This is a genomic window from Vagococcus changpingensis, from assembly GCF_058211775.1.
Window position 1 is genome coordinate 362,489 of record NZ_JBYVZB010000002.1, and the last position, 12,043, is coordinate 374,531.

Below are 12,043 nucleotides of genomic sequence, written 5' to 3' on the forward strand. Positions count from 1 at the left end.
ATTAATTATTATTATGAGATTGAGAGGTTGTAGGGGAGGATGCATTGTTTTCTTCGCTATTATTCGTCTCATTATTTTGACCATCATTGTTATTCTGATTACCGTTATTTTGGTTGTTGTCATTAGTTGTTGGTTTTTCTTTAGTTGCTTCAGGCGTTTCCTCTTTTTTTTCAGATTTAGTCTCTTCTTTGCTAGCTGAAGGTTTTGTTGCTTTAGATTCTTCTTGTTGATAGTAGTTATAATTAGTTACTCCTTCTGATTGTTTATAGTAATTGTAACTTGGTTGAGTTTGTTGTGTGTAACCTTTAACATAAACCTCATTTCCAATTCTTACTACGTTAGAAGGTTGCTTCCAGTCTGTTGGTTCAATATTTTGGTAAAGATAAGACATAAATTCCCTGTAAATATCCATAGCTAATTGTTGATTATATAAAGTGATGGGTTGGAAATAATCGTCATATCCTGTCCAAACAGCTAGGGAATATTTTGGTGTATATCCGACAAATGTAATATCCGGACTTCCCTCACCCTTTACTTTGTAAAGCACATCGTCATCATAATTACTCGTTCCAGTCTTCCCAGCTTGAACCACACCATTTATTTGTGCCTGAGTACCAGTACCACGGTTAATGACATCTTTTAACATATCAGTAATGATAAAAGCAGTTGATTCCTTCATTGCACGTTTTCCTTTGGAATCAAAAGATTCTTCAGTTCCATCAGAATATACAACTTTGTTAATATAGCTTGGTTCATAATAGATTCCACCATTAGCAAACGCAGCGTATGCTAATGCAAGTTTTTCAGAAGAAGATTCGAATCCAATAGCAGTTCCTTCATAAACTTTATTTGTTAAACCTAAACTTGAAATAAAGTCTTTTGACTTATCATCGCCTACTTCTTTCAACGCTTTTAAAGCAGGAATATTTCTAGAATCAACGAGAGATTCTCTCATAGTTAAGTTTCCACGATATGAACGATCATAATCGTATACCTCAGTTCCGTCAGAATATTGATAGGGCATATCGGCATAAATTTGACCAGATCCATAATTTAAATCTTCGATGGTTGGAGCATAAGCTACCAGGGGTTTAGCTGTTGACCCAATATTTCGTTTAGCTGTGACTGCTTTATTATCATTTAGAGCACCATCACCTAATTTTCGTCCACCAATTTGTGCGCGGACATCACCATTTTTTACATCAATTAAAGTAGCAGTTGCTTGAAATTCATCATCAGGAAAATTAATAGCAGATTCATCACTATTTACGAGATTATATAAATAAGTTTGTGCATCTAAATCCATATTTGTATAGATATCTAATCCATCAGTATACACATTTTTATTTGTTTTTGATTGTACTTCATCAATGACTTGTTTAACGTAGTTATCTGTCACAACTTGCGTGGTAGAATCTTTCTTTAATGGCATTAGACCATCTTCTACTTTTGTTCCTTTAGCTTCTTCATATTCTTTTTGAGAAATAATTTTATCTTTTAACATCTCACTTAAAACTAAATCACGTCTTTTTTTTGCCATATCTGGATGAGTGTATGGGTCATAATCAATTGGAGCTTGTGGCATACCAGCTAAAAGAGCATACTGGGCTAATGATAGTTCATCTAGATTTTTATTGAAATAGTTTTTTGCGGCTGTCTGCATTCCGTATATACCATTTGCCATATAAACTCTGTTAATATAGTAAGTTAGTATTTCATCTTTTGATTTTTTTTGTTCTAATTTAACTGATAGCCATGCTTCTTGGGCTTTTCGCTTAATTGTTTGATCTTCCTTTTTAGTTGAGAAGAAAGACAGTTTAATTAACTGTTGTGTTAAAGTACTACCACCTTGTCGGCTAGTTCCTTTTATGTTTGAAATAGCAGCTCCAGCAATCCGAATAGGGTCAACTCCTTTATGTTTTTCGAAACGTTTATCTTCGATAGAAATAATGGCTTCTTTTAACATTGGAGGAATTTGATTTGGTTCAATAATTTCACGTTTTTTCTCCCCAATTTCTAAAATCATATCTCCGTTCATCGCATAAATTTTTGAAGAACGTGTATCCTCTAATTTTTTATAGTCGAGGGTAGGTGCATCCTTCGCGTAATAAAAGAATAATCCAGCTCCGCCGATGACGGGTATAACGATTAGAGCAAGTAAGACAGCTAGGAAAATAAGTATCCCTTTTTTAACATTCCTTTTTTGTCTTTTTTGTGGCTCTTTTTTTCCGTTAAAACTATTTTTCATAAATAGAATCTCCTTTTAATATATAGTGATCAATAATTGAAAGATAAGGAACAATTGGCGCAACACCTAATTGTATTTCATACCCATAATTTTCTATCATTTTTAATGGTAAAGACTTTCGTTGCGTGTCACTATTTTCCCAATAATCAATGACGTGGTTGGCAGAAAGAAAAAAACATCGTTGCAACGAAGAAAACCAAATAAGGACAAAAACGATACCATGATGGTTAATACATTGTTTCATATGCTTAATCTGATGTGCATGAAAATTATGAAGTGGAAAAGATGTTTTATTTTTTGTTTCTTTTGCCTCAAAATCAAGATACCTACCTTTGTAAACACCATTATAATCTGTTGTAGAAGCTTCTCTAAAATAAGCTTCAGTAATAACAGCAGCACTTCTGTTGGGATAATTAACATGAACAATTTGGATAGGGGTCGGTTTTTTGTGAACAACTGCCATTTCTTTGGATAAATAGTATAAATTGCTTTGATTGATGAATTCTTCAAAAGACATGCCACGATTAGAAAAAGATGGTTTTTGCTTTTTTTTTATTTTTTCTTCTTTTTGGTAACGCTTTGGGATACCGTTAGGGTAATTAATAGTCAAAATACCACACTCCTTTGTTTATTATATCAAACCTTGAAATACAATGAAAAGAAAAACGAAGAATCTTATTAGAATGTTCAACAAATTAGTTAAAATTTTAATATTTTTATTAAAACAGTTGTGTTACAATATAAAACTGATTATAGTATAATATGGAGGGAAATATTTATCTAATCTTTTTCATCAGATAAATTTTTTATAACACTCAGTGATTTAGAAAGTATTTAAAAATGATATGTAGATGAGGTGTAATAAGTGACTAAATTAAATTTATCAGCAAAAGATATTTTGCAAAAAGAATTTAAATCAAAAGTTCGTGGTTACGATCCAGTTGAAGTTGACGAATTTTTGGATACCATTATTAAAGATTATGAAACATACAATCAAGAATTATTAGCATTAAAAGAAGAAAATCATCGTTTGGTTAACAAAGTAGACCAATTAACACAAAGTCAGGCAACGTTATCTCGTATGAAACAAGAAGTGCCAAATCCATCTTCTGTGACAAATTTTGATATATTAAAACGATTATCTAATTTGGAAAAAGAAGTTTTTGGTAAAAAATTAGAACAACCTTCTAGTTCATCTTCTGTTAGTATGAATGAGCAAGCTCGTGAGTCTTTATCTTCAGTTGCTCAAAAATTTTTAGACAATGAAGACTTAGGAGCAACACGTCGGTATTAAAATATAATAAATTGTAATTTTCGGATAATCGCAGTTTACTTTAAGTAAGGTGAGGAAAGTCCATGCTCGCACAGACTGAGATGTCTGTAGTGTTCGTGCTTAATGAAACCATAAATTAAGGTACTTCTTTTTAAAGAGGTAACGGCAGGAAAAATAGCTAAGGTTTATGCTATGCTAGAGTATCCTTGAAAGTGCCACAGTGACGAAGTGATTTTAGAAATAAAATCAGTGGAACGGGTAAACCCCTCGAGCGAGCAACCCAAACAATGGTAGGGGCACCTATCCCAAGGAAATGAACTTAGGGATGGGACAGAAAAATTTCTGTAGACAGATGATTATCGTTGATTAGTGTTACCTGGCAGTAATCAATACAGAACATGGCTTATAGAAAATTACAACATCAGGGTGCCTTCCAGTTTGATGGAAGGCTTTTTTTCTAAAATAAAGTTAATTGGAGTTACAAATATGACAGAATATAAATTAATAGCAACAGCAGCTAGTGGTATTGAGGCACTTGTTGGACGAGAACTAAGAGATATGGGAATTGAATGTGAGGTAGAAAATGGTAGAGCCATTTTTTATGGAGATATTGAAACCATTGGTCGAGCAAATTTATGGTTAAGAACAGCAGATAGAATTAAAATTGTTATCGGTGAGTTTGAAGCTAAAACATTTGAATCATTATTCGATCAAGTTAAAGCCTTGCCTTGGGAAGATTTTTTACCAATGGATGCTAATTTTCCAGTATCAGGAAAATCAATCAAATCAACGTTATTTAGTGTGTCAGATTGCCAAGCTTTGACTAAAAAAGCAATTGTTAATCGTTTGAGTGACTATTACTCAAGATATGGTCGCTTACCAGAAACAGGGGCACAATTTCCAATTGAGGTGGCACTTTTAAAAGATAAAGTGACGTTAACAATTGATACAACGGGGCCAAGTTTGTTTAAGCGTGGTTATCGTCTAGAAAAAGGTGGCGCACCATTAAAAGAAAATATGGCAGCGGCCATTATTTCTTTAACAACTTGGCGAAAAGATAGACCATTTTATGATCCAGTTTGTGGGTCTGGAACGTTTTGTATTGAGGCAGCTCTAATCGGTCGAAATATGGCGCCTGGATTTAACCGTGAATTTTTATTTGAAACATGGCCATGGGTAGATGAATCTGTCATGGAAACATTACGAGCTGAAGCGGATGCACAAGTTGATTATGAAACAGAATTAGATATTTTAGGGACAGATATTGATCCAAAAATGATTGACATTGCTAAGAAAAATGCGGAAGAAATTGGTTTGGGTGAAGATATTACCTTTAAACAAATGCAATTGCGTGATTTTACCACAGATAAAGAGTATGGTGTAATCGTTGCTAATCCTCCGTATGGTGAACGTCTAGGAGAAGAAGATGCGGTAAGAGAATTATATAAACAAATGGGAGACGTTTATCGTCCACTTAAAACGTGGAGTAAATATATCTTAACAAGTGATTTACAGTTTGAAAGTTTTTACGGGGCAAAAGCCACGAAAAAACGTAAACTATACAATGGCGCGTTACGAACAGATTTATTCCAATACTGGGGAACTCGCCCACCAAGAAAGCCAAAAAATGAAGGAGCAAACTAATATGAGTCAAGAACAAGAATTTTTAGCTTATTTGAAAGAAATTGCTTTATTAAATGAAGCGGTTGGTCTAGCTGAATGGGATAGTCAAACAGGTATGCCAGAAAAAGGTGCGTCTTATCGTGCTGAAATGTCTAGTTATTTAGCAGGTATGGCTTTTGATAAATCAACAAATGAGACAATGAGAAAATACATGGAGTATTTTTCAGATCATCCAGAAGAATTATCGGATTTTGGGAAACAAGTATTTGAAAAAACAAAAGAGAACTATGATTTAAACAATAATATTCCAGCTGATCGTTTTCAAGAGTTTTCTCGTTTACTATCAAATGCTCATAGTGTATGGGTAACAGCTCGTGAGAAACAAGATTTTTCAATTTTCGAGCCAATTTTAACCGACATTGTAGCAATGACGAAAGAATTCATTCCATTGTGGCGTAAAAATGAAGCCACAGACTACGATGTCTTACTAAATCAATACGAACCTGGTATTACAGTTGAAGTATTAGATAATGTATTTGACCAAGTAAAAGAAGGAATTATGTCGATTCGCAAAGAATTAGAAGAAAAAGGGACAGCACCTAACACGGATTTTATTAACCGCACAGTGCCAAAAGAAATCCAAAAAAACTTTGTGACACAAGTTGTGGAACAATTAGGCTATGATTTTTCTAGAGGTCGTTTAGATGATACGGTTCATCCATTTATGTTAAATCTGAATCGTAATGATGCGCGTATTACAACACGTTGGGATGATAATGACTTTATTATGGCAACTTTAGGTGTGATACATGAAGCAGGTCATGGGATGTATGAACAAAATGTTGATGCCAAATTTGACTACACACCACTTGCAGGTGGAACGTCGATGGGAATTCATGAGTCACAATCATTGTTTAATGAAATCATCATTGGGGGAAGCCAAGCCTTTTGGTACAAACAATTTGATTTATTAAAACAATTAACTGGTGATACCTTTGCAGATGTTTCGACTGAAGATTTCTACAAAGGATTGAAATTAACGCAACCAAGTTTAGTGAGAATTGAGTCAGATTCACTCACTTACCCACTTCATATTATTATTCGTTATGAAATTGAAAAAATGCTTTTCAATGGCGACTTAGAAGTGAAAGATTTGCCAAAAGTTTGGAATGATAAATATGAAGAATACTTAGGTATTCGTCCTGGAAATGATACAGAAGGTGTCTTACAAGATGTTCATTGGGCAGGTGGAAGTTTTGGTTACTTCCCATCTTATGCTCTAGGTTATATGTATGCGGCGCAACTTTATCATGCTATGAACAAAGATATTGATGTAGAAAACGTTTTATCAAGTGATGATTATTCATCCATTAGAGAGTGGTTAACTGAACATATCCATCAATATGGAAGCTCAAAAAAACCAACTGAACTAATAGTTGAAGCCACTGGAGAAAATTTAAATCCACAATACTTGATTGATTATATGCGTGATTTATATTTCAACGTTTATGAAATTGAAGCATAAATTTTTAAAAGTTACAGATGATTCTGTAACTTTTTTTGTTGAGAAAGTGTAGGGCAAAGGGTACAATAAGTCAATATGATTAGTTTAGAGGAGAACATATTACATGGAAAGTCATAAAAAAGGATTAAGAAGAATCAATACGGTCCAATTTATCACCCTGATGTTTTTAATTATTATTTTTATTGGATCTTTTCTATTATTTTTACCGATAAGTCATCAAACAGGGAAGCAGTTGACTTATATTGATGCACTATTTGTTGCGACATCATCTGTGTGCGTCACCGGATTAACTCCTATTAATATTTCACAAGTACTTAGTCCTTTTGGGCATATTGTTATGATGATTTTGATTGAAATTGGTGGTTTAGGATTTATGTCGATTGCATTAATCGTGGCCATGATGTTTCGAAAAAGAGTGTCATTGCAGTCGCGTTTAGTTATTAAAGAGATGCTTAATTTAAATAACCATGGTGGCGTAGTAAAATTACTTAAATTTGTGGTGAAATTTTCTGTTAGTGTTCAGTTATTAGGTGTCATTTTATTAGGATTTCAGTTTATACCTGAATATGGAGTGAAACGTGGGATATTTTATAGTATATTTCATGCTGTTTCTGCCTTTTGTAATGCAGGATTTGATTTATTTGGTGATAGTTTATTGGGTTATCAACAGAATCCTTATGTGTTATTAGTTATTTCTGGACTTATTATTTCGGGTGGATTTGGATTTATTGTATGGTACGACTTAATTCATTGGCAAGATCATCGTCGCTTTTCTCTACATACCAAAATTGCTTTGATGGTTACGTTAAGTTTGTTGATTGGTGGAACAGTTCTATTTTCTATTACGGATAGATTTTATGAGATGTCGTTTGTAAAACAGCTTACTAATTCATTTTTCTTAAGTGTGACACCTCGTACAGCAGGATTTGCTTCAATTGACTATGGTTCAATGAGTTATGCAGGTCTCATTTTAACAATAGTTTTAATGTTTATTGGCGGAACATCCGGTTCAACAGCTGGAGGAATCAAAACAACAACATTAGGGGTTCTTTTGATTCAATTAGTCAGTACATTAAAAGGCCGAGATGAAGCAGAATGGCAAGAGCGTTCTATTCCACGAAATATTGTGATGAAATCTTTTGTCTTATTTTTCTTTGCGAGTTTATTATGTTTACTAAGTGCGTTGGTATTATCTATGACAGAATATAGTCCACAACATTCTGGGATAGAGTATGTCTTGTTTGAAGTAGTTTCAGCATTTGCAACAGTTGGTTTAACAATGGGATTAACACCTCATTTGACTCTATTTGGTAAACTACTTATTATGTGTTTGATGTTTATTGGTCGAGTAGGACTCTATACAGTCATGTATGCTTTATTAAGAAAAGAATTAAATGAACTAGGTAATAAGTTTAATTATCCAAAAGAAACTGTTTTGATAGGTTAAGATACCTCTTTTTTAAGAAAAGTATTTTTGAAAATTTTCAAATTTTAATTTAAATTTTTGTGTGTTATGTATTATAATGAGCATATTAAAATTAAAGGAGAATGTGACATGCTAGATGAAAAAACATTAACTATTGTAAAGACACATCCAGGATTTATTGCAGCGATGGATCAGGGTGATTTGAGTACTCCAGGTGCTTTAAGACAGTATGGTGTGCCAGATGAAACGTATCAAACATCTGAAGAGATGCATAACATTATTCATGATATGCGCACACGTATGATTATTAGTGATGAGTTTTCGTCAAAATATGTATTAGGTGTTATTTTATACAAAGATGCATTAGAAAGAACTATTTTTTCAGAACCTGTACCAAACTATTTGTGGCATAAGAAAGGTATGTTGCCGTTTTTGAAAATTGATCAAGGTTTAGCTCCTCTTAGAGAGGGCGTCCAATTGATGGATGAGTTAACAGAATTTGATGTGCTTGTGGAAAAAGCAAAAAACTTCCCTTTTATTGGATTTAAATACCGTTCATTAATTTGTTCAGCTAATGAAGAGGGCATAAAGCAACTGGTCAAACAACAATTTGATTTAGCAAAAAAAGTGTATGCACTAGGTTATTTACCAATGTTAGAGCCTGATATTGAGTTACATATTCCAGACAAAAAGCAAGCAGAAGTTTATTTGAAAAATGCATTAAGAGAGGAATTAAGTCAATTAGATAATGACGTGAAAATCATGTTGAAATTGACGTTACCGACAGAAGCAGATTTTTATCATGATTTATTAGATTATCCAAATATTGTAAGAATGTTGGCTTCTTCCAGTGGTTTAAGACAAACAGAAGCGGACAAAAAATTAAGTGAAAATCATGATATGATTGCTAGTTTTTCAAGAGCACTAACAGAAGGATTGAGTTATCAAGAAAGTGACATGGAGTTTGATTTTCATTTAAGACAAACGCTACATGCAATTTTTGATGCATCAAATACATAGTCAATTGACAGACCATCTGAAATAAACAGATGGTCTTTTTATGAGAATGTTTTAGATTAGGAGAAATATATGAAAACTTTAGTAGTTATTGCCCACCCAAATTCACATGAATCGGGGTTGCAATCATTTTTAAAAGAGAGCTGTTCTTCTTTAGAAACAGTAAAAATATACGATATACAGGAAGATTTAAAAACATTTAATTTAGTTGAGGTACAAAAACTATTAAAAAAACAAGATAGAATTATTTTTCAATTTCCAATGTATTGGTATGCCGCTCCCGATATTTTGTATAAATGGTTGGAAAAAGTATTAACAAAATCATTGTATAAAGATTCTTTAAAGGGAAAAGAGCTAGGAATTGTTGTTAATATGGGACAGAAATTATCGTCTTTTCAAGCAGGAGCATCTGAACATTTCACTATTTCTGAACTATTAAGACCTTTTCAGGCAATAGCTTATAAGTGTCAAATGACATATCTGCCACCTTTTTCGATTCCGTTATTTTCTTACTTAAATGAAAAAGATAAAAAAAAATTGTTAATTAACTACCAACATTATGTGACCAAAGAAAATGATAGTCGATTTTTAATTAGAGAGAATTGGGCTATTGAACGTCTAATTGAATTAGAAAAGAAGCGAGTTATTAAAGATGAAGAAAATAGATTAACGTCAATACGGGATGCATTAGAAGATAACCGTCTAGAATTGGATAGTCTATTAATGTCTCTTGAAGAAATGAGGGATGAGTAGTGAATGAGAAAGAATGGTTGCTAAATGAATTATCTCTATTAAAAGGGGAAACTCAAACATATGAGGTGAGTGCTTTTTTAAATGAGTTAGAAGATATTTTAAGCGAACAATATAAACGAATTGAACAAGCAAAAGCTGAGATAGATGGCTTATTATGGAGTCCAAAGGAGTGGTAGTATTTATTTTTTAGACTAAATTTGTTATAGTAAAGAAAAACATATTTAATAGGAGAACCAATGAAAAATATAAAATACTTAATACTACTTCTATTTTTAGTTGGTCTAAGTGGTTGTGGAAATAAAAAAAGCAATACAAAAGAAACAACTGAGAGTACGGTTGGTATGGTAATTAAAGATAAAAAAAGGAAGCGCAGTACAGTTGTTAATAATATGCTTGTAGGTCACTCTAAAATTAGTTTTAATAATGAAAAATATGACGTATTATCTGAAGGAAAATTTAGTCAACAAACATTATGGGGAACTTTTCAACAGGAAAATAATCGAAATACTTATATTCAAATAGATGCGTTTGACAATACTCAAAAAATGTATGGTGATATCTCAGGTTATGTATTAGATGGTGTTAAGTGGGGAGAAGAAGAACCTGTTCAATATTTAGGAGTGATGGAAGAAGTTCTTCAGCCATCTAAAGATAAAAAAGCTCTGATGTATAAGGGGAGAACAGGAGATGTTATTTTTTCAGTAACGATGTTTGGAAAAGATAAATTAACTAATAAGGAAATACTAGATTTAAAAGAAATAGCTAAAAGTATTAAAGTTGAGTATGTAGCAGATCAAATGACAACTGTAAGTGGTGAATAACTTCATCACTTTTTTATATTTTTTTGAAAAAAATTCGAAATTAACCTTACTAAAAAAAAACGTAAATTTGGTAGACTGTAAGATGCAGCATATTAAATGATTTTTTTAGGAGGAATAGAATGGATACATTAGTTAATTTTAGAGATTTAGGCGGTATTGTAACCTTAGATAATAAAAAAGTAGTCAATCATCAATTTTTAAGAAGTGGTGAAATAGTCCAGATTTCAGCAGAAGATAAAAAAGAATTAGTTAAGATATACAGTTTAAAAAAAATTGTTGATTTTAGAGGGGATACTGAGGTTAGTCAAAGTCCTGATGATACTATAAGCGGTGTATCTTATGAGCATATTGATATTTTAGGTCAAACAGCTAATCAAGGAGCTGGTCTGGAAGAATTATTAAATCCTAAATATAATCCTCAACAAGCGATGATGACGATTTATGAAGAGCTTGTTTTATCAAAAGATGCACAAAAAGGTTACTCTAAATTTTTAAGTGATTTTTTGACTAAGCCAAATGAAGCAACATTATTTCATTGTTTTGCTGGAAAAGACCGAACAGGATTTGCAGCTGCTTTGATATTATCTAGTCTAAATGTATCCAAAGAGGCAATAGATGAAGATTATTTAAAAACAAATGATTCTAGAAAAGCGGCAAATGATGCCATTTTAAATGAATTGAAAGAAAAAGGAGCCTCAACTAAACAATTGGCTAATATGTTAGTGATGTTAACCGTTAATAAAGATTACCTTGATTATGCCTTTGAATTAATTAACCAACATTTTGGTAGCGTAGAAAATTATTTTACAGATATTTTAAAACTTCCAACAACATTTTCTAAAGATATGCAAACATTATATACAATCTAGAAAAAGGAAATCATTCGTGATTTCCTTTTTCTAATGTAATAAGTGATTGTTTAATCGTTAAGCCAAATTCAGATGTTCCAAAGTAGCCTGTTAATTGTCCTGATTGACTGATGACTCGATGACAGGGAATAATTATTGGAATAGGATTTTTTTTACAAGCTTGGCCGACAGCTTGATAGGATCTTGGTTGATTTATTTTTATGGCGATATCTTTGTAGGTACATGTTTGACCATAAGGAATATCTAACAGTGTCGACCAAACTTTTTGTTGAAAAGCTGTTCCTGTATTTAAGTCTAGTGGTACAGTAAATTGTTTTCTATTGTATGATAAAAATTCATGTAGTTCAATTAAACATTGAATTATTATGGAATCAGTAGGTTTATTAATATTTGATACGTCTGTAGGATGGATAAAATGGATACGTGATATTTTTTGATTTTTTTGTTCAATATCTAAAAAACAGTTATTAATTTTATAAGCCATATAA

The 12,043-nt window shown here is 32.3% G+C and carries 12 protein-coding genes and 1 other RNA gene; 10 read left to right on the forward strand and 3 right to left on the reverse strand.

Features of this window, described 5'->3' with window-relative positions; genetic code table 11:
* Position 1: 1 nt before the first annotated feature.
* Together AC37UB_RS06225 and recU are read right to left on the reverse strand one after the other, a co-directional pair.
* The gene (locus tag AC37UB_RS06225) at positions 2-2,248 is read right to left on the reverse strand and encodes a PBP1A family penicillin-binding protein (protein ID WP_490685455.1); all 2,247 of its coding nucleotides are present in this window, start codon (positions 2,246-2,248) and stop codon (positions 2-4) included.
* Positions 2,238-2,858 carry a Holliday junction resolvase RecU gene (recU, locus tag AC37UB_RS06230; RefSeq protein ID WP_117972699.1) on the reverse strand — a complete coding sequence of 207 codons (621 nt, stop codon included), beginning with the start codon at positions 2,856-2,858 and terminating at the stop codon, positions 2,238-2,240. The genes AC37UB_RS06225 and recU overlap by 11 nt, the downstream gene beginning before the upstream one ends.
* Before the next feature lie 255 nt (positions 2,859-3,113).
* Here recU and gpsB point away from each other — a divergent pair, with 255 nt between their 5' ends.
* The 10 genes from gpsB (at position 3,114) to AC37UB_RS06280 (ending at position 11,555) form a co-directional block, all read left to right on the forward strand.
* Positions 3,114-3,542: a cell division regulator GpsB gene (gene gpsB / locus AC37UB_RS06235; protein WP_117972700.1), complete on the forward strand. Its 429-nt coding sequence runs from the start codon at positions 3,114-3,116 to the stop codon at positions 3,540-3,542.
* A gap of 16 nt (positions 3,543-3,558) precedes the next feature.
* Positions 3,559-3,932, forward strand: an RNA gene (gene rnpB / locus AC37UB_RS06240) — RNase P RNA component class B.
* A 75-nt stretch (positions 3,933-4,007) separates the two neighbouring features.
* Positions 4,008-5,165 carry a THUMP domain-containing class I SAM-dependent RNA methyltransferase gene (locus AC37UB_RS06245; RefSeq protein ID WP_117972782.1) on the forward strand — a complete coding sequence of 386 codons (1,158 nt, stop codon included), beginning with the start codon at positions 4,008-4,010 and terminating at the stop codon, positions 5,163-5,165.
* Between the two features lies 1 nt (position 5,166).
* Positions 5,167-6,669, forward strand: coding sequence for a carboxypeptidase M32 (locus AC37UB_RS06250; protein ID WP_117972701.1), 1,503 nt, complete (start codon positions 5,167-5,169; stop codon positions 6,667-6,669).
* A gap of 103 nt (positions 6,670-6,772) precedes the next feature.
* Positions 6,773-8,116 (forward strand): TrkH family potassium uptake protein, encoded by a 1,344-nt coding sequence (locus tag AC37UB_RS06255; RefSeq protein WP_117972702.1) that lies wholly within the window; start codon positions 6,773-6,775, stop codon positions 8,114-8,116.
* 108 nt (positions 8,117-8,224) lie between these two features.
* Positions 8,225-9,115: a beta/alpha barrel domain-containing protein gene (locus AC37UB_RS06260; RefSeq protein ID WP_490685456.1), complete on the forward strand. Its 891-nt coding sequence runs from the start codon at positions 8,225-8,227 to the stop codon at positions 9,113-9,115.
* Between the two features lie 69 nt (positions 9,116-9,184).
* Complete coding sequence (locus AC37UB_RS06265; protein ID WP_241699359.1) at positions 9,185-9,865, forward strand: NAD(P)H-dependent oxidoreductase; 681 nt, start codon at positions 9,185-9,187, stop codon at positions 9,863-9,865.
* Entirely contained in the window at positions 9,865-10,041 is a 177-nt protein-coding gene (locus tag AC37UB_RS06270; RefSeq protein WP_241699360.1) for a hypothetical protein, read from the forward strand. Before AC37UB_RS06265 ends, AC37UB_RS06270 begins: the two co-directional genes overlap by 1 nt.
* Positions 10,042-10,101: 60 nt before the next feature.
* Positions 10,102-10,686, forward strand: coding sequence for a hypothetical protein (locus AC37UB_RS06275; protein WP_490685457.1), 585 nt, complete (start codon positions 10,102-10,104; stop codon positions 10,684-10,686).
* A 119-nt stretch (positions 10,687-10,805) separates the two neighbouring features.
* The gene (locus AC37UB_RS06280) at positions 10,806-11,555 is read left to right on the forward strand and encodes a tyrosine-protein phosphatase (protein WP_490685458.1); all 750 of its coding nucleotides are present in this window, start codon (positions 10,806-10,808) and stop codon (positions 11,553-11,555) included.
* A gap of 10 nt (positions 11,556-11,565) precedes the next feature.
* Here the strand turns inward: AC37UB_RS06280 and AC37UB_RS06285 are convergent, their stop codons facing one another.
* Complete coding sequence (locus AC37UB_RS06285) at positions 11,566-12,039, reverse strand: methylated-DNA--[protein]-cysteine S-methyltransferase (protein ID WP_117972707.1); 474 nt, start codon at positions 12,037-12,039, stop codon at positions 11,566-11,568.
* Between the last annotated feature and the right edge of the window lie 4 nt (positions 12,040-12,043).